The organism is Marinoscillum sp. MHG1-6, assembly GCF_024714475.1.
Taxonomy (GTDB): domain Bacteria; phylum Bacteroidota; class Bacteroidia; order Cytophagales; family Cyclobacteriaceae; genus JAMZMI01.
Map to the genome: position 1 here is coordinate 671,101 of NZ_JAMZMI010000001.1, position 24,109 is coordinate 695,209.

The window sequence follows — 24,109 nt, forward strand, 5'->3', positions numbered from 1 at the left end:
GAACAAGACAATTGAAGAAATATGAAAGCACTGATTGTAGATGATGAGCGTTTAGCCAGAAAGGAGCTAACCACCCTGCTCGATCAACACAAAGACATCGAAATCGTAGGGGAAGCGGCTAATGTTGATGAAGCGCTAAGCCAGATTACCAAACTGAATCCTGAATTGATCTTTTTAGATATTCAAATGCCCGGAGAATCGGGATTTGATTTATTGGAAAAATTAGAGAAGGTTCCTGATGTCATCTTTACCACGGCTTATGATGAATTTGCCATCAAGGCCTTCGATGTAAATGCATTGGACTACCTGCTTAAACCAATTCAACCCGATCGTCTTGGTGCAGCGATCAATAAAATCCGGAAGGAAAATACTACCGATAAGGCTTTGAATCGTGAGACGTTGGCTAACGATGATCAGGTTTTTGTAAAAGACGGGGACCGGTGCTGGTTCGTCAAATTATCGGATGTCCGACTTTTTGAATCCGATGGTAATTATATCAAGGTTTACTTCGGAACCAACAAACCGATGATCCATAAATCCCTAAACGCCCTGGATGAGCGATTGGATAGTAGACATTTCTTTCGAGCCAGCAGGAAGCATATCATCAACCTGGCCTGGGTTGAGAATATTGATACCTGGTTCAATGGGGGACTACTTGTTCAACTTAAGGGAGGTGAAAAAATAGAGGTAAGTCGTCGGCAGGCAGCTAGATTTAAAGAGCGTATGAGCCTTTAATGGTTTATATGCTGAAGAAATTCTTTCTGTATTTTCCAATCCTGTGACAAGTGGATCATGGCGGAGGTCTCCATTTCCGTAACATAGCCCTTCACGTAATTTTCTTCCCATACTTCAGTAAGTTGGTGAAGGCGCTCTTGTTTGTCCAGCTTTAGGAAAACCTTGGATAAGAAGTCTCTGGAGCGCTCAAAGGCAGAAAGGTAGTCCTCTGCGAGAAAGTCATTGGACCAGTTCAACTGCTCTTTGGCATCGTATTTTTTTGCAGCATCCTCCAAAAGCTGAGTTTCTTCAGCATCCAATCCATGATAGTGGAATACGAGTGATTTTAGAAGCATGACTGCTTTCTTTTGTTCCAGATCCATGTCTTAAAATTAGCAGATTTAGTTATTCATCATAGAATAATCGTAGCGCAATATCATCGGCAACCATAAACCCTGCCGTCGTAAGAGAGAGTTGGCTATTCTCTAATTTGACGAAATCTGAACGCAATAAATTGTCGATTTCTTCTTTTTGATCATTTAAAAGGTCTTTTCTCCATCGAATTTTGAGCGAGTTCAGGTCAATTCCTTCAACAGTTCGGAGTTCGGTTAATATGATCTCGTTAATTCTTTGAAGATCACTTAGGGTCTCGACGGTCTCAGGTATTTCTCCACTTTGGATGGCCTCAATGTATTTGTGATTGTGTCGAATGTTGTAGGAGCGATGTTGACCATCAAAAGAATGGGCACCGGGGCCTATTCCCAGGTAGCTCTTACCTGACCAATAGGCACTGTTATGTCTGGATTCATATCCGGGTTTTGCGAAATTGGAGACCTCATATTGTCTGTATCCCAGATCAGATAAGTATTCAATGGCATATTTATATTGGTTAGCGGCAAGATCTTCAGAGGTTTCTTGTAGTTTTCCTTTTGCTACCCAATTACCAAAAACAGTTTTTTCTTCGATCGTAAGGCCATAAAGTGAAATGTGAGGGAGTTTGAGCGCGACCATCTGTTGAAGATCATGTTTCCAATAGTCCATTTCTTCAGGTGGTAAGGCATAGATCAGGTCAGCGGTCAGGTTGTCAAAACCGATCTCCTGGGCATTTTTGATGCAGTTAATAGCTTCCCGGGCGGAGTGAGTTCTGTTGATTAGCTTAAGTCGATCATCTTGAAAAGTTTGAATGCCTACACTCAAACGATTTATACCTGCGGCCTTCAATCCTGCCAATTTTTTACTGTTGAGATCATCAGGATTGGCCTCCAGGGTAATCTCGGGAGATGTGCCGACAGAATGATTTTTCCGAATTCGATTGAGGATCATTGCGATGTGGGCCTCTTCTAAAATTGACGGGGTTCCGCCACCAAAGTAGATGGTTTCGATAGTCTCAGAGCCCAGATAATCTTTTCTAATAGCTAATTCAAGTAGGATGGCGCGAACCATCTCGTTGGTATTAGTCAGATTCGTACTGAAGTGGAAGTCACAATAGTGGCATGCCTGTTTACAAAAAGGGATATGAATATATATTCCAGCCACAGAGGTTGATACTTTTAATTAATCACTAATGAGTGTGATTATCTTGCGAAGATAATGAGGTGTGCATGGATTTTTTTGTTTTTAGTCCAACTGTTGAGTCTGGGAAGGACCACTCTCGCACAGCACGTCGTATATCTGGACAGTCAAAGAGTAAAAGTATTTGACTCGGGGATATCTCAGACAGATATTGAATTTTATCTAAGGGAATTGCAGCTGGCCCAATGGTCCAAAGGGTATCTATTCTGTCAAATTTTCGGAGCCTCAGACTCTTCCTCTTACCTGCATCGTGGTAAAAAATACTGGTTCGAAGTTGACTCCATTTATGATTTGGATGAGAACAAAATGGTGGATCGGTGGCGTCCAATAGCATACAAGAATTTAAGAAAGGAGGTTAATGAATTTTGGATCGACAAGGGGTATCCCTTTGCAACATTTCAGCTTAATGATATTCATCCTCAATCAGGCGGATATAGGGCGGCTTTGGAACTTTGTAAGGGGCCATACATTGTATATGATAGTCTCTATCTAATAAATCCTATTAAAAGCGATCTGGAGTATGTTGAAAAGCTTTTGGATATTGAAACAGGGCAACCATTTAAGGAATCTGACTACAAAGCACTTTCGCAAAAATTGAGCAGGCTACCCTATGCTACCTTGAATGCACCTCCGGATGTGTCCTTTAGTGACGGGAAATCAATCATCTATCTTGATATTGAGGAACAATCTTCTAGCTCCTTCGAAGGAATAATTGGGTTTCTTCCCAATCAGGCGAATGGAGGGTTGTTGGTTACGGGATATTTAGACTTATACCTTAGTAATCTTTTTGGCTCAGGAAAGGAGTTTTCATTTCAGTGGAATCGGTTTGCTCAACAATCACAATCAATAGACCTTAGTTACCGGCATCCATATTTGATAAAATCCAATCTGTTGTTGGATGTAGACTTTCATTTATTTAAACAGGATACGGGGTTTTTAAATCAAGATTGGAAACTAAAGTTGGGGGCATATATTGGTACTTCAACCACATTGAAAGCTACTTATCATCGGTCCAATACAAATCTGATCACGCTCGATCAACAATATGCTGAATCACAAAACATTATTGATTTCCAAAGGGATTTCTATGGGTTGGAGTTGAATAATAATAGTTATGAATGGCCATTTGATTTTAGAGGAGGATTTAAATGGAAGGCTTTGGCAAGCCTTGGTCAAAAGCAAATTCAAAGGAATCCAAACTTCCCGGATAATTATTATGACTCTATTAAATTGAAAACGAACATCGCCAGATTTCAGCTGGATGTCAAAAACCAATTCGCTTTTGATGATCAACTGGCGTTCTTCAACGAGGTTTCCATGGGCTGGCTTGAGAATGAATCAGTATTAAATAATGAAGCCTATAGAATTGGCGGTTTCAGATCAGTTAGAGGATTTAACGAAAATGAGTTCTATGCCAGAAAATATTTGATGAGCAGAATGGAATTGCGTCAATACTTTGAGCGGTCATCCTATTTTATGCTCTTTTATGATCAGCTGTTGTATCAAGGAAAATCCATCACTGATTATCCTTTTGGACTTGGATTGGGATTTGCCCTTTCCACAAAATCCAGTTTGTTTAATTTCGCCATGGCCGTCGGCAAGTCTGAAGGAAACCCAATGAGTTTTTCCACGGCCAAAATTCATTTTGGATACATTTCCAGGTTTTAAATGAAAAAATTGATTCTCTCGTGCTTACTGTTAATAATATCTTTTGGGCTCGTTGCCCAGACTGATACTGTATTACTTGAGGATTTGAGATACCAATGGGTATATCTTAATGAAGGAGAAACCACCCCGGCAACAGGAACCAGTGGAATTGAATTGGTCTCGTTTAATACGGTTCTCAAGGAAAATCAGATTATAAAGATATGCAATGATGAGCCATACGATATTTGGGTGAACCTGCGAATGTTTAAGCACCAGGTGAGTTCATGCGTATCTCTTCAGCTTGAAGATTTTGAGGAGCTTCCCTCTGATACTTTGAATATACAGATTAGTGGACCAAGAGGGTTGACCAGTTTGACTACGGAATTAAACCATGTGGTTGCAATCGAATCTGATGATTTGGAGATAGAATATAAGTCGGGCAATAGTTTAAGGGACTATTATTTGATCAGTTTGCTGATTTTGCTTGTGTTTGGAGCGATTTTACGCCGGTACTATACGATAAGGTTTGATAAGCTTTTTTCTAATCCACTGGCCATCAGAAGGAGATCTTCGTATGATGATTTTTATCCTGATTTTTTCAGTGCGGACAATATCCTAATACTGTTATATCTAGCATATTTGGTAGCGGTGCCCGTGGTTTATATCAATTACCGGGTTCAGTTGATTGGTTCGGGAATATCTTTCGGTGGTCTGATGGCGGAGCAACTGTTTTTTACTGGACTGGTGGCAATATTAATTTTGGGTAAGCACCTCATATCTGTCATTTTATCATCATTTTTCAAGTTTAGGGAAGTAAGTAACATCCAAAATCAGGATTTTATGAATTACTTTTCCTGGGTAGCCCTTTTTATTTTATTGATAACTGTTCTGGACCTTGCATATCTAGTCCTTAATAGCTCTAGCTGGTTCAGTTTTATCGGTTATATCCTGACATTTTCGGTAGCAATATTTCAGCTTATCTCTTATTTTAAAATAGATAGAGTTACCTCACTGAAAAAAATTATGATTATTTCCTACCTTTGCACAACTGAATTTTTACCAGGGTTTATTTTGATATATCTGCTAATCAAATAGATAGGTTAGATCAAAGGTTCTCATATTTAGGATAGATAGGAATGAGCGAAGAATTGTTACTAACATCTCAGGAGAGATTAAATAAAGTCTCTTCAATACTGGTTTCACAGCCAGAACCACAAACAGAAAATTCTCCTTACGAAAAGCTTGCGTCGAAATACAATGTAAAAATTGATTTCAGGCAATTTATTGCCATCGACCCAGTGGGCATTAAGGAGTTTAGAAAGCAAAAAATCGATATCCTCGATCATTCGGCGGTGATATTCACTAGTCGAAATGCTGTTGATCATTTCTTCAGATTAGCGCAGGAAAGCAAGGTGGAGATTCCTGCTGACATGAAATATTTCTGTATTTCTGAACAAACGGCTAACTATCTTCAGAAGTACATCGTAATCCGAAAAAGAAAAATATTTACAGGGCTTAGGACTGCTCAGGACCTGCTTGAGGTGATGAAGAAGCACAAAGGTGAAAAGTATCTTTTCCCTTGTTCTAATATCCGTAAGGATGACATTCCGAATTTCCTCGAGGAGAATAATTATCAATATACCGAGGCCATTATTTACAAGACGGTAGCAGCTGATCTATCAGATCTTTCTGATATTACCTATGACATTATTGCTTTTTTTAGTCCATCAGGTATCAGTTCATTGTTTGATAATTTTCCTGATTTCAAGCAAAACAAAACGCGTATTGCTGCTTTTGGGCCTACCACTGCAAAGGCAGTCAAAGATGCCGGTTTGATTCTTGATATTCAGGCGCCTCTTCCAAATGCCCCATCAATGACAGGTGCATTGGAACTTTATATCAAAAAGGCAAATAACATAATGTAGTATTCTTTATCGCGGGTATTTTTGTTTCCGTACCTTTAGGATAGGTTATGAGACGAATTATCCTCTTGCTTATATTAATGATATGTTTTGGGCAGTTGAAAGCCCAAAACAGTCTTTTTTTGAGCCACCAGATGTTAGTCCCAAGTAGCTTCAATCCGGGAGCTCTAGGTGCTGAATCTGTTTCCAATCTCATTTTTGTCTACAGAAATCAGTGGACGGGGTACTCCCCTAATTTTTATTCTAACGGCGGGGCTCCAAATACTCAGATGCTTTGTTTTAATGTTCCTATCCAAGGCATTCCACTTACTGGCTTCGGATTGAATATTTCAAATGATAATCTGGGTGCGGAAAACAATTTCCAAATACATTTTCAGACCGCTTTTCAGATCAGATTGAATTTTGCCTCGCTTTATTTAGGCGTTACTTCGGGTTTATACTCCAAGGTGTTGAGAGGAAATGAGCTCAATTTTAATGACCCTGAGGACCCGTTAAAGTCTGAGATAACACAATCACAGTTAAAACCGGATTTTGGTTTTGGAGCCTGGTATGTTTCTAATCAGGGGTATTATCTTGGTCTAAGTACGTTAAATACTTTAGAGCCGAATTTTGATTTTGGCTATGGGAAGATAGAGCGCTCCTATACTTTGAGCGCCGGAACTCAATATAAACTAACCCCGGATTTCATTTTAAGACCAAATCTTAACGTGCGATCCGATCTATCGGAAGTGACATTTGATGTCGGTTCAATGGTTTATTATCAAACGAAACTTTGGACCGGTGTTTCATATAGATTGGAAGAGTCGCTAATGGCGTTTGTTGGTTATGGGTTGTTACAAAACCAACTCAAGGTGGGATATGCTTTCGAATATATTGTCCACAACCGCGCAGCGAAGAACTCAACGTCACACGAAATACTCATCAAGTATTTGTTGCCTGAACTGGTTTTTGGTGGAAGGAAAAGTGTTAAAACCCCAAGGTTTAGTTTCTAGCTTATACAGCTTTTGAAAAAAGCTTGTTTAAAACTGAAAATTGGATAATTTGCAAATCAAACTTGCGTGGTAACCTTATAACCATGTATATTTAGGTCTTTAGACACAATATATTTTGTTAAAGTTTGTTTATTTTACATACTTGCAAGTTCAAATTAGGTGTTATGATTAAGATGCGTGTATCAACGTTAAATTCTTTAACAGTATTGTCTCTTTGCGGTATTCTACTGCAAAGCTGTGGATTGTTCGGTGGAGGTGGTACCAGCGATCAGGGTGAGCTTATTGGCGTACCCAATCGTGAAGGATGGGAGATGACCAGACCCTATGGTATGGTTGCATGTCCTGCAGGTACTTTCCATATGGGGCAGGCAGACGAAGATGTAGCTGCTACCCAGATTAACTTTAATAAACAGATAACTATCGGAGCATTCTTTATGGATGATACCGAAATTACGAACAACGAGTATCGTCAGTTTACGACGGCTATTACCGAGGGATCTGAAGTGGATTTGCCTGCGGGATATTCCGTTGCAGACTTGATGCCAGACACAATGGCATGGGTGAGAGATTACACTCACCACATGGGCGATCCGTTGGTTGTTTATTATTGGTCTCATCCTGCTTTTGATGATTATCCCGTTGTTGGTGTTGATTGGAATGCTGCCCAGTACTTTTGTAAATGGAGGACTCAGCATTTGAATGAATACAGACAAAGTGTTGGTATGCCTATCATGCCTAACTTTAGATTGCCATCTGAGGCTGAATGGGAATATGCCGCAAGAGGAGGTCGCGATATGGCTAAATATCCTTGGGGTAATCCTTATATAAGGAATCAAAAAGGATGTTTGTTGGCTAACTTTAAACCAGGACGAGGAAATTATTTTGACGATGGCTTTGCCTACACGTCCCCGGTTGCGACTTATTTCTCCAATGACTATGGACTTTTTGACATGGCGGGAAATGCTGCGGAATGGTGTGAAGATGCCTATAATCCTGCGGCAATGCCTGTGGTATGGGATTTGAACCCGACCTACTATGACGAAAGAATTGATTTCAAGATCATCCGTGGAGGATCTTGGAAGGATATAGCATATTATTTGGAAACCGGAACTAGAACTTACGAGCACAGAGATACAGCTCGATCATCTATAGGATTCAGATGTGCAATGACTTATCTTGGTCGATCATCTGGGTACGAATTTTAATTTGACATTACTAACCTAAATATTAGAAACAAATGAGCAAAAAAGGCGGATTTCAGGAGCTTCTCTTTTCAACCATAATGCCGAAAATTTACGGTATCGGTGCTGCGATTGTAATTGTAGGAGCGATGTTTAAAATTCTTCACCTTCCAGGTGCAGGAGCCATGTTGGGTATTGGTTTGACAACAGAAGCAGTAATCTTCTTCTTTAGTGCCTTTGAACCAAAACACAAAGATCCGGATTGGGCAAAAGTTTATCCAGAGTTGGCTGATGATTACGATGGTCCTGTTGCAACTCCGAAAAGAGTTACTTCTGGGAGCAACAGCGGAGCTTCTGCTGCAATGGATAAAATGCTCGAAGACGCAAAAGTTGGTCCTGAGTTACTAAAAAGTTTGGGTGATGGAATGAAAGGTCTGGCAGACTCTGCCAATAAAATGGCAGCGTTAGGTGATGCTTCTGTAGCTACTAACGAATATGCTAAAAACGTTAAGACTGCGTCAGGCTCATTAGTTGAAATGAATAAATCTTATGCTGTTTCTATTCAGGCTATGTCTGAAATGGCCGAAGCGTCTAAAGACACGAAGGAATATCATACTCAGGTACAAAATGTTACCAAAAGCCTTGGAGCGTTGAATGCTGTTTATGAAATGGAACTTAAAGATGCCCACAGTCATGTGAAGTCTATGAATAAGTTCTATTCCAATGTAAGTGAGGCCTTGGAAAGCATGGGTGAGGCTGGTAAAGAAACAGCTGCATTCCAGACACAATTGAATCAACTTACAACCAATATTGCAAGCCTTAATAAGGTTTACGGTAGCATGTTGAGTGCTATGAAACAAGGTTAATTTTCCAATTAAAAGCTAAACAGAAGAAATTATGGCTGGAGGAAAAGAGACACCAAGACAGAAGATGATCGGGATGATGTATCTGGTGTTAACAGCATTGTTAGCGCTGAACGTTAGTACAACGGTCATTGATAAGTTCGTATTCCTGAATGATTCGTTGGTTCGTGCAAATCTTGAAACCGCTGAGCGAAATCAGGCGATTATCGAAAATATTGTCAAAACTGTAGATGATTCCGGGAATCGAGAAGATGATGTGAAAGTTGCAGATGCAGCTAAAAAACTTCATGATGAGACTAACCGTGTTATGGAAGAGCTGACCAATCTTAAGGTTCAGATGGTCGAAGTAACCGGGGGTTATCTTGAAGGAAATAAAGGAGAGTATCCTGGTGATGCTAAGCACCTTGAAGGTAAGACAGACTATGATAAGGTTGGTAATTATATGATGCCTGTCGAAGAGGGTGGTGAAGGACACGGAGAAGAGCTAAAAGAGCTTCTCAACGGATATGCAGAAATGGTCAAGAGTACCCTCAAAACAATTGGTGCCGATGAGAAGGAATTAGCTCATTTTATGCCAATAGCTTTGGATGCAGATGAAGATCCGGTTTATAATCAGGATCCGAATCAAAAGGGGAAAGTATTTTCTGATTTGGCATTCCATAGCTCACCAACTCCTGCAGCACTTGCTACAGTGAGTGAGTTTCAATCCAGAGTTTTGGGTTATGAAACAAGAGCACTAGATTATGCTAAAGGTAGAGTTGGTGCTGGTGATTTGAAATTCGATGTTATTGTACCTATGGTAAAACCAGAGTCAAAATATGTGGCTGCTGGTGCTAAATATTCTGCTAAGATGTTCATTGCGGCATCTTCCTCAGGGGTTACACCTACAATGACTTACAACGATAAGGAATTAGAGGTTGATGCTTCGGGTCAGGGTTTGGTTGAGTTTACTGCTTCAGCTAAGACTTATGACAAAGAAGGATTAAGTCGTCAGACGTATAAAGCGGCAATCACCGTGAACACAGGTGGACGTGATACTACGTTTACAGATGAAATAGAATATTTTGTTGTGAAACCAGTTATTCAAATTCAATCACAATCTGTTAATGCGCTCTACCTGAATTGTGGAAATAAATTGGATGTACAGGTTCCGGCTTTAGGAACAAGTTATAACCCATCCTTTACTGCAAGTAATGGTGTAGCGCTTAAAGGTTCTGATAAAGGTCAGGTTACAGTTGTGCCTACCTCTCTTAAAGAGGTAACACTGAATGTTTCAAGTAGCGGAAACTTTATTGGTTCAAGATCTTTTGGAGTTAGAAGGATTCCTCAACCATCAATAAAAGCATTTACTGATCAAGGGGAAGTAAATATGAAATCTGGTATTTCTGCTAAGTCTCCAAGATTATATTTAAGAGCTATACCTGATGAAAGTTTCCAACAATTCCTTCCTGATGATGCTAAGTTCAGGGTGGCTCAAGCAGAAATCACATTAGTTAGTGGAGGTATTGGAAGAACTACTATACAGGCAGGTGAGCGAGTAAATCTGGCAGGGATTGCTTCACAGGCAAGAAAAGGAGATGCATTAGTTATTGAACTGAAGTTGATTCAACGACAGAATTTTAGAAAGCAAGTTGAGACATTTCCTGTTGTCACCAGGTTCCTGACTATACCATTGAATTAATCAAATAGGTTATGAATAAGATTTGTTATGCACTTTTGATCGTTCTCATGATCCTGTCGATTGATCTACAGGCTCAGGAAACATCAATACCAATTATTAAAGCCGAAGTAGCGGATTATCAAATGATGTTCAAGCGCACGGTTTGGAGACGTATGGATTTAAAGGAGCGACAGAATCGCACACTTTTTTCTAAAAATAGAGAACTCACGAGACTGTTAATCGAAGCTGTTCAGGAAGGTCTGATTAAGGCTTATAAGTCGGATTCATGCCTTAACTTGATGGATGATGATGAATTCCAGGGAAATATTCAGGTGGAAAGACCTGATCTTGGTGGCGGTGGATTTGATGGCGGATTCGGTGGCGGATTTGGTGGTGGATTTGGTGAAAGCACCACTACTACAGAGAGTTCTGGAGCTAAATTCGATGCAATTCCAAAGGATTTGTTTTCGGTTCTTTATCTAAAGGAAGATGTCATTTTTGATCGTAACAGGTCAAGAATGTACTGGTACATTAGAGCGATTTCTATTGCCCTTCCGGGTTCTGCGGGTACAACCTGGAATCCTGCAGGGTTTGAGAAAATGATCGCGCACTTCAAATATGAAGATGTAGTTAATTTGGTGCGAGGTCCGTATGCTGATAAGGCAATATGGTACAATGAACAGAATCAGGCGCAACATAGAAATATGGGTGACGCACTTGAGTTGAGGTTGTTTAACGCACCTATTATTAGGTTGTCTAATGCCGACAATTTGGATGTTCGCCAAATTACTTCGGATCCTTACGATGCTATTTTGCTACAACAGAAGTATGAATACGATCTGATGGAGTATGAAAGTGAGCTTTGGGAATACTAGTTATGTTCCAATGAAAATATTAAGGGGGCTTTTAGCCCTCTTTTTTTTGCCTGAAATATTGCAAAATGGACTGGGCCTTCGAATGACCTATGAGAGAAGCAAGTTGGTCCTCAGAAGCCTGCTTCATTCTAGTGAGGCTCTTGAAGTGTGTGAACAGCTTTTTTTTCGTTTCCGTACCGATACCCGAGATATTGTCTAATTCGGAAGTTGTTTGTCCTTTACTCCTTTTGTTTCTGTGAAAGGTAATTGCAAAACGGTGAGCTTCGTCTCTAATATGTTGCAATAGTTTCAAGGAAGGTGACTTTTTGCTGATGTGCAAGGGAAATTGGTCGTCGGGATAGTAGATTTCTTCGAGACGTTTAGCAATTCCAATTATCGGTATTTCTCCATAAAGGTTTATTTCTTTTAAAGCTTCACAAGCTGCATTTAATTGACCTTTCCCACCATCAATCACAATGAGCTGTGGGAAGGGCAAATTCTCTTCTTGTAATCGCTTATACCTTCTTCCGACGATTTCTTTCATTGACGAAAAGTCATCTGGACCGACCACCGTTTTGATGTTGTACTTGCGATAATCATTTTTGGAAGGCTTCCCGTTCTTGAAGCAAACCATAGAGGCGACCGGATTGGTGCCTTGAATGTTGCTATTGTCAAAGCATTCGATTTGAACGGGAAGTTCCTTTAGGTTTAAATCGGATTGTAGTTGTTCTATCACCAGGTTTTTCCGATCCTGTTTTTTTAGCTTTTTGACCTGTAGGTCATGCTGATGATATTGCACATTTTTGATTGAGAGGTCAAGCAGTTTCTTTTTGTCTCCAATTTTTGGTTGAACAATTTCTAATCCATCCCAACCGGAAATGGCTTGATTGCATAAAGCCTCTGTCGATTTAGCACTGAACTGTTTTCTTAATCCAAATAATATGGATTGAAGCGTTTCTTTATCTTCATCTTGGATGGCCTTCTTGATCTCCTTAGTTTCTGAAAGTGTGATTGCACCTTGAGAAATCTGCATATAATTGACATAATAATGCGTTTGGGTGGCAATCACTCCAAACACATCTATATCACCTATATTGGGATTTACAACCAGTGATTTGATTTGAAATTTATCCAGGAGATCAATTTTTTCCTTGTATGATTGGGCTACCTCAAAGTTTAAAGAACTTGAGGCCTGGCTCATTCTGTTTTTGAATTCATCCTTGACGATGTGGATTTTTCCGCTAAGAATTTTTCTGGCACTATGGACATCCGCTAAATAATCTTCCTCACTTTGTAATCCTTCGCATGGTCCAAGGCAATTTCCAATATGGTATTCAAGACAAACTTTGAATTTTCTGCGACTGATATTATTGTGGGTTAAGTTGAGTGTACAGGTTCTGATCTTATATAGCTTCCTAATGAGGTCCAATACCCCATTCATAGCTTTAACACTGGTATAAGGGCCAAAATACTCTCCTATTTTGGGGTCTATATGCCTGGTTGCGTATATGCGTGGGAACCGTTCTTTAGCAATACAAATACTTGGAAAGGTCTTATCGTCCTTTAGAAGGATGTTGTACTTCGGCTTATTCTCCTTAATTAAATTATTCTCGAGTAATAAGGCATCGAATTCTGAATTGACTATGACAAATTCGATGTAGTGAATTTCCTGAACGAGCTTTTTTGTTTTAAGGTTTGTAACGTTCTTAGAAAAGTAACTCGCTACCCTTTTGGAAATGCTCTTGGCCTTTCCGACATAAATAATATGCCCTGATTTGTTTAGAAATTTGTAGACACCTGGTTCTGAAGGTAGCTGCTGGTAATCCGATGCAGACAGTCTTTGCTCCATGGTTTACATGAAATCAACCTCTTCAATGACTTGATTCTGATTATTGTCAGAAGAGTGTGAACCATTGGTGTACTTATCACAGTCGAGCTCGATGGATATTGGTTTCAGCGGTCTATCAAAGGAACCTTTTTCATAGCCCAGTGTTGGATCATCATACACCTTCAGCATGAAATTTTCCCAAATAGGCATGGCGGTTTTTGCTCCTTGACCTAAAGCCCAATTTCTGAAATGAATGGATCTTTCATCTCCACCAACCCATGCACCTGCTGCCAAATCTCTGGTGACACCAACAAACCATCCATCTGAAGCATTTTGGGTTGTGCCCGTTTTGGCACCTATTTCATTCCCCTGACGCAAAGAGATATCAAGACCAAGTGCTGTTCCTCCCGGTTCTTCAGTCGTTCCTTTTAGCATGTGAAGCATGATATAGGCTGTTTCTTCGTTAATGGCCTCGCGAGTTTGAGGCACAAATTGCTGTATCACATTGCCATTTTGATCTTCTATCCTTGTGATGAATATGGGTTCGGTATAGATTCCTTTGTTTACAAAGGTGGAATACGAACCAACCATTTCCTTGATTGAAACATCTCCTCCTGCTCCAAGGCACAGGGAAGGCACTGCATCTAAGGGGCTCTCAATCCCTAACTGTTTTGCTTTTTCTACCACGGTTTGTGGGCCAACTTCCTTCATGATGTAGGCAGTGACACTGTTTTTGGATCGTGCCATAGCCTGTCTAATGGTCATTTTTTCACCTGTGAATTTACCATTAGCGTTTTCCGGTGTCCAGGTTGGAGGGTCCTGTCCCGGACGCGGGAAGGTAACTGCGGCATCAACAACAGGGTAACATGGCGAATACCCATTTTCAATAGCAACGGTGTATACAATAGGCTTGAAAGTGGACCCCGGTTGTCTTTTTCCTTGATCTACATGATCGTATTTGAAGTATTTGTGATTGATACCACCAACCCAGGCTTTTATTTGGCCGGTTTTAGGTTCCATAGCCAGAAACCCTGCATGAAGAAACCCTTTATAATATTTAAGGCTGTCATAAGTGCTAAAAAGAGTGTCTTTTTCGCCATCCCAGGTAAATACTGTCATGGGCTTCTTGCGGTTGAGATAAATTTCAACAGAGTCTGAAGTCACTCCAAATTTCGCGACGAGGGACTTATAATGCTCGGTTGACTTTATTCTGGATTCTATAAATCCTTCCAGTTCGCGACCATCTTCGTCAATCCAGGGAGTAGTGCCATTTAAATGTTTGTCAAATCTTTCCTGTAGCTTTTTCATATGCTCTGTTACAGCTTCTTCTGCGAATTGCTGTAGTCGAGAATCAATGGTGGTGTAAATTTTTAAACCATCATCATACAGGTCGTATCCGTTTTCTTTACTCCAGTAAAGAAGGAAAGGTCTGATAACCGATCTAAAGTAAGTAGCTAATCCTTCATTATGATTGTCAACTTTATAGTTAAGGCCTAGAGGGAGTACTTTTAGTGAGTCAAATTCTTCTTCTGAAATAAGACCATACTTATGAACATTATAAAGTACTTCTGCACGTTTCGAAAGTGAGTTCTCCGGATTCAGCACTGGGCTGAACCTCGTAGGAGCATTGATGACCCCAACTAGAACTGATGACTCCAAATAATCAAGCTGAGAAGGAAGCTTATTGAAGAAAGTTTTGGCTGCTACCTTAATGCCCAGTGAGTTACTGCCAAATTCAATTTGATTAAGATACATGGCCAGAATTTCCTCCTTTGTATAGGAATTTTCAAGTTGTACGGCGATGATGTATTCCTTAAGCTTGGTTATGATTCGACCGATTTTTCCGATTTTATAAAGTGAACCCTGGTTTTCGGAATTGGTCTGATAAAGGTTTTCAGCTAATTGCATGGTGATGGTAGATCCCCCACCCTTGAAGTTAAAGGTCATAACACCAAAAATAGCCCTTGTCAAACCGCGCAAATCTATTCCGGCATGCTGCTTGAACCTAATATCTTCCGTGACTAGCAAAGTATTAACAAGTTCGCTGGATAGTTCTTCATACGTTATGGCTGTCCGGTTTGAGGTAGGACGCCAGTATTTTCCAAGTAATAATCCATCAGCGCTGATCAATTCGGAAGACAGGTCAGGATCAGGTCTTTCCAGGTCTTGCAAACTTGGTAGTCCTCCAAACCATCCGAAGGTATCATTATGAACCATCAAAAACGTGGTGGGAACTCCTATAAAGAATCCTAATGCCGCTATCCAGGCAACAATGATAAGAATACGAAAAACTTTGCTTTTCATTATTGATATTTTCGGTCGTAGAAATTTAGATAGGCGTTTAAATCTTTGGTTTGATAGAAGATATCAAAGTTATCCTGCGTAATGATGAATGTGTGGATTTTTTCTCCCTTATATTTCGAGGAGAGGTCTTTTTGCTCCAACTGGTTCAAAATTTTCTGAGCAAGGGACTTGGTAGGGATATCATTGATCAGAACTAAAGCGAATTCACTGTTTAAAATTAAGGTCCCCGAAGAATAATTTGATTCTATTTCTTCAAGAAACTCATCAACGTCTGTAGAAATGCTTTGTGATAGTTCAGCTTTATTTGGATAAGCAACAACTAAATAATGCTTTTGGTCATAGTATTCAATGAATTTCGCCTTGGACGAGTTTACAATGTTGATTTGATAATCTTCTGAAGCCTTGAGCAAAGTTTGAGCATATTCTAACAGATCACTCGTCGGATAATTTTTGATGAAATTATTTAACTCAAACTGGTATTTATATAGGCCATCCATTTTACCCATGGTTTTTACATCCAGTAACTTAAGGTTGTCACTGAAATTGTTATCCGGGTGGATCAGTAAGGCACTATCAATTAGGTCATGTGTTTGTTGGAACATTCCGTTTACATAGAGTCCATAGGCCACGTTATAAACCTTTCGTAGCTGTTCTGTAGCAATTTTGCTATCCTCTCTGTAGTTGGGGTTATCGACTAGTTTGGCATAGACTGTTTCCGGATGATCAGTTTTTAATTGCTTGGCTCTTAATGAGGCTAATTCCTCTTTCTCAGCCTGACCATAGAGTAAATAAAGCTGGTAAAGTACCTCTGGACGATATTCTGTATCCTTGAATCTACTCAACAACTGTTCGAAGGTGGTGATGGCATTATCTTTTTCCTCAAGTTTGAAATTATAGATGTTTCCAAGTTTATAAAGTGCTACTTCTACTTCCGCAAGTAACTTTTGGATATCCTCTTCCGATCTCGGAATATCGCTGAGCAATTCATCTATGCGATTTTGAAGTTGGGCTTCCAGTGCCTCTTCACTTTCTTCTTCAGTCGGAGTAGCTTCTTGCTGTTGGTTCACTGCGACGACTCCTCCTGACTTGATGCTCCTTCGCCAATTATCTTCAAGAGGCCTGTTACCCCATGTACGTGCAAAAGCCGAGGCTCCTCTGGACATGGCGGTGGGATTATAAAAATACCATATATCCCCGGTTAAATTGGCGCTAATGAGATCTCCCCCTTCTCGATCAAATGAGGTAGTGGCTCGTGCCCGATTCCTTGCCTGTTCCTTTTCCCGCTTTCTTCTTTCTTTTTCGTCTTCAATTTCTTTTTTGGCAATACTTGACGCCAGAGTCCTCGCGGAGTCTTCACTAATAGAAGACATTGCGATAAGGCTATCATTTTTTGAAATGATTGATATTTGCTCAACGAAATCCGCCAAAACTTCCTGACGCTGGACAATCTGATTGTAGTTTTCCTCATCCTTCGGCAAGACACTTACTGTACTATCATAGTAACTTTTGGCTAACGGAAAATTCTTGAGGCTATCATAATGAATGATGCCAAGCTGTAGATATGAATAGGCCTTCTGGCGGTCGTTACTGACGCTTGCTTTTACGGACTTCTTATAATAATCAATAGCTAAAGAGAGATTGCCATGTTTCAATTCAAAATTGGCCATCTCGTAATAGATCTTGTCTTTATACTCGATGTTCTTCTGATCGTTTAATAACTTTTTGAAGTATTTTCTAACTCTTTTTACATCACTTCCACTGGCTAATTGAGTAACCTGCGCCATATTAAGTTTGGTGTAAAAAGAGAGCTCATAGGTGGGGTTGCTTCTTAGACAATTTTCATAGTACTTATAGGCCTCAGCCTCAAAGCCAAGTTCCTGATATACCTGACCGATGATGAACTCAACCCTTGCCTTGTCATGACTACGAGGCATGAGCTCTTCCGCTTTTACCAGGTTTCTGACCAGTTGATCTTCATCATCTCTGACCTGATACAAATAGGCTCTGTTGAGGTAAAGGTCAAAACTGTTCCGATTATTCAATTTCTCCTTTTTCAGGAAGTCAGAAACAGCAATAGCATTGTTGATTTCATCAAACTCCACAAAGGTTCGTATCAATTGGATTAGGGCCTGATGTCTGGCATCATCATCCTCCCCTTTTTTATTTACGTACTTATAGGTTTCGATTGCGTCAGGAAACTCACTGGCGTAAAAACGAGCTTTCCCTACCAATACGTAGGAGTCATCCTCCCATTTTGAGCCCTTATGACGTTGGATAGCTATAGAAGCTTTTTGAATACAATCTTCTGTGAGTTCCTTGACGCCAGCAGAAAAGGTTGTGTCAAATTGCGGAAAAACGGGCAACACCTTATTGTAGTTCCAGCGATAGTTTTCATAGAGCTGTTTTTCAACTTCCTTTATCCGCTCATTAGCGTAGAAGTAGGCATTATAGTGTGCTGTAATATTATGGTAGGCCGTGCCAAAGGCGCCACGACCATCCTGAGCCTCAACATTGCCCGGTTGCAGAGCCAGTAGAATGGCCCAAAAAAATGGAGTGTATTTTATGAGATTGATCAATCTATGCACAGGTATGTTGGCATAACGTGTGGCAGTCAATAATCTTGTAAAGATATATGGTTTAGATATATTTGATGCTCATTAAAAATCTCTGATTTGGCAATAAGAAAGACACTTTCGGCCTGGCTTACCAATAGATATCTTCTGATCATAAGAAATGAAGAAAACTTTGCAGAAAAGAAGACCATCAGCTTCAATTATGCAAGGGTTATTCTGATTTTAACTCTGGCCTTTACCATTACTTTACTAATTGCAGTGTATTTGGTTACCATCACATTGGAGGAATGGCTTGACCCTAGGTATGATAGAATGAAAACGCAACAGGAGCTGTTGGATTTGACCGTGGGTTTGGATTCTTTAGAGTACGAAATGGCTTTAAAAGACCAGTATATAAAAAATATTCAAATGGTTGTGAGTGGGGACCCGAATGCATATGCCCTGCTGGACTCTCAAGAGGATCTCAGTGGTCAACCTACAGAACTTGTGACGAGTGAAAGTTCAATAGCAATTGATTCACAATTCAGGGCCGAGTTTGAAAATTTGGAAATGCAGCCAATAACCTATGAAAGCCCGAATAGAGATGAATTTCGGGAGATGTTTCTATTTTCTCCAATACAGGGACTGGTGTCGGATGGCTTCAATCCTAAAGCAGATCATTTCGGTCTGGATATAGTGGCAAAGGAGGGAGAGCCTGTAAAATCCGTGTCTGATGGGGTAGTGATTTTTTCATCCTGGACCCTGGATAGCGGTTATATTTTGGGGATTCAACACCGGGGCAACTTAATTTCTGTGTACAAACACAATTCGGAATTATTAAAAAACGTTGGTAATTTTGTATCCGGAGGGGAAGTTATCGCCATCATCGGTAATACAGGCGAGCTTACTTCAGGCCCGCATTTGCACCTGGAGTTGTGGCACAATGGTAATCCGGTTAATCCTCAGGAATACATAGCCTTTTAAGTTAGAAAACGAGAGAAAATGTTTAACAAGCAAGAACAAAAAGAAGCCGAACAATTGAGTAACTCAAGCAACATCATTGGTAAAGGAACCATGTTGGAGGGTAATATTGAGACTTTCGGTAATCTTAGGATTGAGGGGAAAGTTATTGGTCATATCAAGACCAAGTCTAAAGTAGCTTTTGGGCATTCCTCACAAATTGATGGTAGTGTGCTAGCCCAAAATGCGGAGGTTGCCGGTCATATCACGGGTAGTGTGGAAGTGACGGAGGTTTTGGTGCTTAAGCCAACTGCGATAGTTGAAGGAGATATCATTACCAACAAACTGATCGTTGAGTCGGGAGCAACCTTCAATGGAAGTTGTAAAATGGGTGTTAAGAGCAAGGAGATCAAGATAGGAGATCATGGAGCAGAAAAAGAAGGAAAACCACTTCTCAAAGCCCAGTCCTGATAACGATCAAGCAAAGAATTACGCCAGGGTATCAGGCATTACGTTTGAAATATTATCCCTGAACCTGATCATTATTTGTGGAGGGTACTATCTAAATGAATGGCTCTCCACGAAATTTCCCTGGGCCCTTTTGTTTTCAATCTTTCTATCAGTTGCGGCCACAATATTCTACTTGTTAAAGAAATTCGGTTCGTGAAGAAATTTCTTTTTGGCACTTTTTTGATCACACTGCTTGCGCTGATCTGCAGCTATTTCTTAAATGATGTTGTTTTCAAGGGTATTCTTCATCGGGAATTACCTGCAGCTATATTTTTCTTTTTTGGTCAGTCGCTGGTTGTTGCGTGGCTTTATAATCTCTCCGAAAAGGAGGGTTGGAAAAATCCGATTTACACTTTGGCCGCGGTGACTTTTCGACTCCTTACAGCATTATTTTTTATCCTCGTTTTGTATGCAATGAAACCGGAGGATATTAAGTCCCTAATGTTACAGTTTGTAATCCTCTACTTGGTTTATTTAATCTTTGAATTATTTGCCGTATTACCTAACTTGCGGCGGAATTGAGGAGACAACCAATTGTAATGAAAAACAACAGAGGAATTCAAAATCCTAAGTTTTTGAACATCAGGAGTTTAATTATAGCAGTAGTTTTACTCTTGAGTACCCCTGCACTAGCGCTGAGTGGTGATGAAAGTGGTGAGAAGTTTAACCCGAGTGATATGATCAGTCACCACATTAGTGATGCTCACTCCTGGGAGATTTTTCATGGCCTGACTATCCACCTACCTGTGATTGTTTATTCAGGTGAAAAAGGGCTGGATGTTTTCTCTTCTTCAAATTTTTATGACGAGCATCATAATGTTGTGCCTTTTAATGGGTACGTAATGGAACACGAACACATTTCACTCGAAAATGGTGAGCATGTGTTAGATATTTCGATCACGAAAAATGTGCTGTTCCTTTTCATCAACTCGGGAATTCTCTTATTGATCTTTTTTGCTGTTGTGAGAGGATACAAGAGAAATGAAGGTCAGGCCCCAAGAGGAATCCAATCCTTTTTTGAGCCGATCATCATTTATGTGCGAGATGAGATTGTGAAGCCAAATATTGGTCCGAAATATGAAAAGTACCTTCCATTCTTGTTGACGTTATTTTTCTTCATCTGGTTTGGGAACTTGCTAGGTCTTTTACCTGCGGCGGCTAACCTTACAGGGAACATCGCGGTAACGTTGACACTGGCGGTGATAGTTCTGATCATCACATTGGCATCAGGAGGAAAATATTACTGGTCACATATTTTTGACCCGCTTGGAAGCAGCATGCCCTGGATCGCTAAGATTCCTTTGTATATAATTCTATGGCCTATTGAGATCATAGGTATTTTTACAAAGCCATTTTCACTGATGATTCGACTTTTTGCGAACATCACTGCTGGGCACATTATTATCTTGAGTATTATCAGTTTGACATTTATAGCGCAAAGCATAGCGGTAGGCATAGGAGCAACATTGTTTGCTACGGTGATGAATATGCTTGAACTATTTGTGGCATTACTGCAGGCATATGTATTCACCCTTCTTTCGGCAATGTACTTCGGTCAGGCTGTAGAAGAACATCATCATTAATTATAGCATTTTTAACCATATAAATAAATAGTAAAATGGGAGCAATTGGAGCAGGTATGGCAGTACTAGGTGCTGGTTTAGGTATCGGTTTGATCGGTAAATCAGCCACTGAAAGTATTGCAAGACAACCAGAAGCTGCTGGTAAAATTCAAACAGCAATGATTATCGCTGCAGCCTTGATTGAAGGTGTGGCTCTTTTCGCAGCTGTAATTGGATTCTTGTCAATCGGCTAATCATTCAAATTACTTTAACCTGATCTTGTTAGCATTAGGCTTCAAGATCAGGTCTTTAACTTTTTACATTAATTAAGACATATGGTTACTCCAGAGATAGGATTAATAATTTGGCAAACCATCGTATTCCTTATCGTATTCGGAATACTCGCTGCATTTGTATGGAAGCCAATCGTAAGTGCCCTAAAAACTCGTGAGAGCTTTATCGAAGATTCTCTTCAGGCTGCAGAAAATGCTAAAGCCGAAATGGAGCAGGTTAAAGCGGACAATGAGTATTTGCTTCAGGAAGCTCGTATCGAAAGAGATAAGATGTTGAAGGAAGCTGTAGGTGTGGCTAACCAAATTAAAGAGGATGCTAAAAAAGAAACATCCGTGATCACTGATAAAATGATTGCAGATGCAAAAGTTAGCATTGAAAGTGAGAAAAAGGCGGCACTTGCTGAAGTGAAAAGCCTGGTAGCTTCATTGTCTCTGGAAATTGCAGAGAAGGTTCTAAGAGAAAAGCTTGCTAGCGATAAGGCTCAAACTGAACTAATTGATAAGTTCTTAAAGGAAGTAAAAGTAAACTAGGATGTCTACTACCAAAATAGCGATACGATACGCTAAGCCATTATTGGAGCTGGCAGAGGAGCAGGGCAAATTGGAAAATGTATTTTCGGACATCAATGGTTTTCTGGCGATATGTAAATCCAACAGGGATTTTATCTTAATGCTCAAAAGCCCGATCATTCCTCACCTCAAAAAGGCTGATATCCTTGATAAGATTTTCAAGGGCAAAGTAACTGACCTGACGGCTTCTTTCCTTCAGATCATTGCGAGGAAGAATAGAGAAAGTCTGTTGCCTGATATCGCATCTAAATTCATTCAGCTATATAACAACAAGAAAGGTATTCAGGAGGCTGTGGTAACAACCTCTGTAGCAATCGATGCTAAAACCAGAAAGGCGTTCGAAAAACTAATTGCAGATGTCACCGGGAAGAAACCTTCTATTGTCGAGAAGGTAGATCCGGAAATCATTGGTGGATTCGTGGTCAAACTGGGTGATCAGCAGATCGACGATAGCATCAAAGGCAAATTGAAAGATTTAGAATTAAAGTTTCAAAAGGAAAAAGTATAACTAATTCGCCCTTGTGGCACTAAACAATAAAAATTATGGCAGACGTTCGACCAGATGAAGTGTCAGCGATTCTTAGAGAGCAACTTTCTAATCAAAAAACTGAAGCTGAACTAGAAGAAGTTGGAACCGTACTCCAGGTAGGGGACGGTGTGGCTCGTATCTACGGTCTTTCCAAAGCGCAAGCTGGTGAGTTGTTGGAATTTGAAAACGGGCTTAGAGCACTTGTACTTAACCTTGAAGAAGACAACGTTGGAGCTGTACTTTTAGGTGATTCGTCTGAGGTAAAAGAGGGTGACACTGTTAAAAGAACTGGCCAGATTGGATCGGTTAAAGTAGGTGATGGAATGTGTGGAAGGGTTGTTGACACGCTTGGAAACCCAATTGATGGTAAGGGAGCTATCGACGGTGAGCTATTCGAAATGCCAATCGAAAGAAAAGCCCCTGGAGTAATCTACAGAGAGCCGGTAAGTGAGCCACTTCAGACAGGTATCAAAGCGATTGACTCAATGATTCCTGTTGGTAGAGGTCAGCGAGAGTTGATCATTGGTGACCGTCAGACTGGTAAAACCGCGGTTGCAATTGATACTATCATCAATCAAAAAGAATTTTATGACAGAGGAGAGCCTGTATACTGTATTTATGTTGCAGTAGGACAAAAGGCCTCAACTGTTGCAGGTATTGTTTCTGTTTTGGAAAAAGCAGGTGCAGACAAATATACGGTGATCGTTAATGCTTCGGCTTCTGATCCTGCTCCTATGCAGTTCTTTGCTCCATTTACAGGTGCAGCCATCGGTGAGTACTTCCGTGATACCGGACGTCCGGCTTTGGTTGTTTATGATGACCTTTCTAAGCAGGCGGTATCTTACCGTGAGGTTTCCCTTCTTCTAAGAAGACCTCCGGGGCGTGAGGCATATCCGGGAGACGTTTTCTACCTGCACTCAAGACTTCTTGAAAGAGCGGCGAAAATCATTAATAATGATGAGATCGCGGCTAATATGAATGACCTTCCAGAGTCATTGAAGGGAAAAGTAAAAGGTGGTGGATCATTGACAGCCCTTCCGATTATTGAGACTCAGGCCGGTGACGTTTCTGCTTATATCCCGACGAACGTAATCTCCATTACGGATGGTCAGATATTCCTTGAAACTAACCTGTTCAATGCGGGTATCAGACCTGCTATTAACGTTGGGATCTCTGTATCTCGTGTTGGAGGTAATGCTCAGATTAAATCAATGAAGAAAGTGGCGGGTACGTTGAAGCTTGACCAGGCTCAGTTCCGTGAACTTGAGGCATTCGCAAAATTTGGTTCGGACCTTGACGCAGCGACAAAAAGAACAATTGATAGAGGTAGAAGAAATCAGGAAATACTTAAACAACCGCAATTCGCTCCTTCACCTGTTGAAGAGCAAGTAGCGATCATTTATGTTTCCACTAAAGGGTTTCTTGATAAGGTTCCTGAATCAAAAGTTAAAGAGTTCGAAAAGGAATTTATTACATCGCTTAAGGCTCAGCACGCAAATGTGTTAGCTGAATTAAAAGCAGGTAAATTAACGGACGAAGGTACCGGAACTTTGGCGACAGTAGCTAAAGATCTTGCATCTAGATACAACGCATAAT

At 40.3% G+C, this 24,109-nt stretch carries 23 protein-coding genes; 18 read left to right on the forward strand and 5 right to left on the reverse strand.

Annotated elements, in window-relative coordinates; all coding sequences use genetic code 11:
- Positions 1-21: 21 nt before the first annotated feature.
- A complete protein-coding gene (locus NXR94_RS02930; protein WP_258103075.1) occupies positions 22-735 on the forward strand; it encodes a LytTR family DNA-binding domain-containing protein in 714 nt (237 codons plus the stop codon).
- On the opposite strand, the gene NXR94_RS02935 is transcribed toward NXR94_RS02930, so the two are convergent.
- On the reverse strand, positions 732-1,097 hold the full coding sequence (locus NXR94_RS02935) for a hypothetical protein (protein WP_258103076.1): 366 nt from the start codon (positions 1,095-1,097) through the stop codon (positions 732-734). The two genes, NXR94_RS02930 and NXR94_RS02935, sit on opposite strands and share 4 nt — an antisense overlap.
- A 22-nt stretch (positions 1,098-1,119) precedes the next feature.
- Positions 1,120-2,250 (reverse strand): radical SAM family heme chaperone HemW, encoded by a 1,131-nt coding sequence (gene hemW, locus NXR94_RS02940; protein ID WP_258103077.1) that lies wholly within the window; start codon positions 2,248-2,250, stop codon positions 1,120-1,122.
- Between the two features lie 93 nt (positions 2,251-2,343).
- Between hemW and NXR94_RS02945 the strand changes: the two genes are divergently transcribed.
- The 8 genes from NXR94_RS02945 to gldN all read left to right on the forward strand — a co-directional run bounded on the left by NXR94_RS02945 (position 2,344) and on the right by gldN (position 11,426).
- Positions 2,344-3,954, forward strand: a complete 1,611-nt coding sequence (locus tag NXR94_RS02945; RefSeq protein WP_258103078.1) for a BamA/TamA family outer membrane protein — start codon at positions 2,344-2,346, stop codon at positions 3,952-3,954.
- Positions 3,955-5,028: a DUF4271 domain-containing protein gene (locus tag NXR94_RS02950; protein ID WP_258103079.1), complete on the forward strand. Its 1,074-nt coding sequence runs from the start codon at positions 3,955-3,957 to the stop codon at positions 5,026-5,028.
- Between the two features lie 41 nt (positions 5,029-5,069).
- Positions 5,070-5,858: a uroporphyrinogen-III synthase gene (locus tag NXR94_RS02955; protein WP_258103080.1), complete on the forward strand. Its 789-nt coding sequence runs from the start codon at positions 5,070-5,072 to the stop codon at positions 5,856-5,858.
- A gap of 47 nt (positions 5,859-5,905) precedes the next feature.
- Positions 5,906-6,847: a PorP/SprF family type IX secretion system membrane protein gene (locus tag NXR94_RS02960; protein WP_258103081.1), complete on the forward strand. Its 942-nt coding sequence runs from the start codon at positions 5,906-5,908 to the stop codon at positions 6,845-6,847.
- 164 nt (positions 6,848-7,011) lie between these two features.
- Complete coding sequence (locus tag NXR94_RS02965) at positions 7,012-8,052, forward strand: SUMF1/EgtB/PvdO family nonheme iron enzyme (protein WP_374987992.1); 1,041 nt, start codon at positions 7,012-7,014, stop codon at positions 8,050-8,052.
- A gap of 32 nt (positions 8,053-8,084) precedes the next feature.
- Entirely contained in the window at positions 8,085-8,894 is an 810-nt protein-coding gene (gldL, locus tag NXR94_RS02970; RefSeq protein ID WP_258103082.1) for a gliding motility protein GldL, read from the forward strand.
- A gap of 31 nt (positions 8,895-8,925) precedes the next feature.
- Positions 8,926-10,572: a gliding motility protein GldM gene (gene gldM, locus NXR94_RS02975; RefSeq protein WP_258103083.1), complete on the forward strand. Its 1,647-nt coding sequence runs from the start codon at positions 8,926-8,928 to the stop codon at positions 10,570-10,572.
- Positions 10,573-10,583: 11 nt separating this feature from the next.
- Positions 10,584-11,426: a gliding motility protein GldN gene (gene gldN, locus NXR94_RS02980; protein ID WP_258103084.1), complete on the forward strand. Its 843-nt coding sequence runs from the start codon at positions 10,584-10,586 to the stop codon at positions 11,424-11,426.
- A 31-nt stretch (positions 11,427-11,457) separates the two neighbouring features.
- Here the strand turns inward: gldN and uvrC are convergent, their stop codons facing one another.
- The 3 genes from uvrC to NXR94_RS02995 are packed head-to-tail and all read right to left on the reverse strand — an operon-like array spanning position 11,458 to position 18,113.
- On the reverse strand, positions 11,458-13,254 hold the full coding sequence (gene uvrC / locus NXR94_RS02985) for an excinuclease ABC subunit UvrC (protein WP_258103085.1): 1,797 nt from the start codon (positions 13,252-13,254) through the stop codon (positions 11,458-11,460).
- 3 nt (positions 13,255-13,257) lie between these two features.
- Positions 13,258-15,537 carry a transglycosylase domain-containing protein gene (locus tag NXR94_RS02990; protein WP_258103086.1) on the reverse strand — a complete coding sequence of 760 codons (2,280 nt, stop codon included), beginning with the start codon at positions 15,535-15,537 and terminating at the stop codon, positions 13,258-13,260.
- Positions 15,537-18,113, reverse strand: a complete 2,577-nt coding sequence (locus NXR94_RS02995) for a tetratricopeptide repeat protein (protein WP_258103087.1) — start codon at positions 18,111-18,113, stop codon at positions 15,537-15,539. The genes NXR94_RS02990 and NXR94_RS02995 overlap by 1 nt, the downstream gene beginning before the upstream one ends.
- A gap of 96 nt (positions 18,114-18,209) precedes the next feature.
- On the opposite strand from NXR94_RS02995, the gene NXR94_RS03000 reads away from it, so the two are divergent.
- The 9 genes from NXR94_RS03000 to atpA all read left to right on the forward strand — a co-directional run bounded on the left by NXR94_RS03000 (position 18,210) and on the right by atpA (position 24,108).
- Positions 18,210-19,073, forward strand: a complete 864-nt coding sequence (locus NXR94_RS03000) for a M23 family metallopeptidase (protein ID WP_258103088.1) — start codon at positions 18,210-18,212, stop codon at positions 19,071-19,073.
- A gap of 18 nt (positions 19,074-19,091) precedes the next feature.
- Entirely contained in the window at positions 19,092-19,520 is a 429-nt protein-coding gene (locus NXR94_RS03005; RefSeq protein ID WP_258103089.1) for a polymer-forming cytoskeletal protein, read from the forward strand.
- Positions 19,474-19,716: an AtpZ/AtpI family protein gene (locus NXR94_RS17160; protein ID WP_374987993.1), complete on the forward strand. Its 243-nt coding sequence runs from the start codon at positions 19,474-19,476 to the stop codon at positions 19,714-19,716. Before NXR94_RS03005 ends, NXR94_RS17160 begins: the two co-directional genes overlap by 47 nt.
- A complete protein-coding gene (locus NXR94_RS03010; RefSeq protein WP_258103090.1) occupies positions 19,713-20,081 on the forward strand; it encodes a hypothetical protein in 369 nt (122 codons plus the stop codon). Before NXR94_RS17160 ends, NXR94_RS03010 begins: the two co-directional genes overlap by 4 nt.
- Before the next feature lie 17 nt (positions 20,082-20,098).
- A complete protein-coding gene (gene atpB / locus NXR94_RS03015) occupies positions 20,099-21,142 on the forward strand; it encodes a F0F1 ATP synthase subunit A (RefSeq protein ID WP_258103091.1) in 1,044 nt (347 codons plus the stop codon).
- Between the two features lie 35 nt (positions 21,143-21,177).
- Positions 21,178-21,375 carry an ATP synthase F0 subunit C gene (gene atpE / locus NXR94_RS03020; protein WP_258103092.1) on the forward strand — a complete coding sequence of 66 codons (198 nt, stop codon included), beginning with the start codon at positions 21,178-21,180 and terminating at the stop codon, positions 21,373-21,375.
- 81 nt (positions 21,376-21,456) lie between these two features.
- Positions 21,457-21,945 carry a F0F1 ATP synthase subunit B gene (gene atpF / locus NXR94_RS03025; RefSeq protein ID WP_258103093.1) on the forward strand — a complete coding sequence of 163 codons (489 nt, stop codon included), beginning with the start codon at positions 21,457-21,459 and terminating at the stop codon, positions 21,943-21,945.
- Position 21,946: 1 nt separating this feature from the next.
- Entirely contained in the window at positions 21,947-22,492 is a 546-nt protein-coding gene (gene atpH / locus NXR94_RS03030) for an ATP synthase F1 subunit delta (protein WP_258103094.1), read from the forward strand.
- Between the two features lie 35 nt (positions 22,493-22,527).
- A complete protein-coding gene (gene atpA / locus NXR94_RS03035) occupies positions 22,528-24,108 on the forward strand; it encodes a F0F1 ATP synthase subunit alpha (RefSeq protein WP_258103095.1) in 1,581 nt (526 codons plus the stop codon).
- Position 24,109 lies beyond the last annotated feature (1 nt).

Bases quoted from the DNA above. Each gene is read 5' to 3' on its own strand.
- NXR94_RS02930 (WP_258103075.1), top strand. From the start codon at position 22: ATGAAAGCACTGATTGTAGATGATGAGCGTTTAGCCAGAAAGGAGCTA.
- NXR94_RS02935 (WP_258103076.1), bottom strand. From the start codon at position 1,097: ATGGATCTGGAACAAAAGAAAGCAGTCATGCTTCTAAAATCACTCGTA.
- NXR94_RS02950 (WP_258103079.1), top strand. From the start codon at position 3,955: ATGAAAAAATTGATTCTCTCGTGCTTACTGTTAATAATATCTTTTGGG.
- NXR94_RS02955 (WP_258103080.1), top strand. From the start codon at position 5,070: ATGAGCGAAGAATTGTTACTAACATCTCAGGAGAGATTAAATAAAGTC.
- NXR94_RS02960 (WP_258103081.1), top strand. From the start codon at position 5,906: ATGAGACGAATTATCCTCTTGCTTATATTAATGATATGTTTTGGGCAG.
- NXR94_RS02965 (WP_374987992.1), top strand. From the start codon at position 7,012: ATGATTAAGATGCGTGTATCAACGTTAAATTCTTTAACAGTATTGTCT.
- gldL (WP_258103082.1), top strand. From the start codon at position 8,085: ATGAGCAAAAAAGGCGGATTTCAGGAGCTTCTCTTTTCAACCATAATG.
- gldM (WP_258103083.1), top strand. From the start codon at position 8,926: ATGGCTGGAGGAAAAGAGACACCAAGACAGAAGATGATCGGGATGATG.
- gldN (WP_258103084.1), top strand. From the start codon at position 10,584: ATGAATAAGATTTGTTATGCACTTTTGATCGTTCTCATGATCCTGTCG.
- uvrC (WP_258103085.1), bottom strand. From the start codon at position 13,254: ATGGAGCAAAGACTGTCTGCATCGGATTACCAGCAGCTACCTTCAGAA.
- NXR94_RS02990 (WP_258103086.1), bottom strand. From the start codon at position 15,537: ATGAAAAGCAAAGTTTTTCGTATTCTTATCATTGTTGCCTGGATAGCG.
- NXR94_RS03005 (WP_258103089.1), top strand. From the start codon at position 19,092: ATGTTTAACAAGCAAGAACAAAAAGAAGCCGAACAATTGAGTAACTCA.
- NXR94_RS17160 (WP_374987993.1), top strand. From the start codon at position 19,474: ATGGAGCAGAAAAAGAAGGAAAACCACTTCTCAAAGCCCAGTCCTGAT.
- atpB (WP_258103091.1), top strand. From the start codon at position 20,099: ATGAAAAACAACAGAGGAATTCAAAATCCTAAGTTTTTGAACATCAGG.
- atpE (WP_258103092.1), top strand. From the start codon at position 21,178: ATGGGAGCAATTGGAGCAGGTATGGCAGTACTAGGTGCTGGTTTAGGT.
- atpF (WP_258103093.1), top strand. From the start codon at position 21,457: ATGGTTACTCCAGAGATAGGATTAATAATTTGGCAAACCATCGTATTC.
- atpH (WP_258103094.1), top strand. From the start codon at position 21,947: ATGTCTACTACCAAAATAGCGATACGATACGCTAAGCCATTATTGGAG.
- atpA (WP_258103095.1), top strand. From the start codon at position 22,528: ATGGCAGACGTTCGACCAGATGAAGTGTCAGCGATTCTTAGAGAGCAA.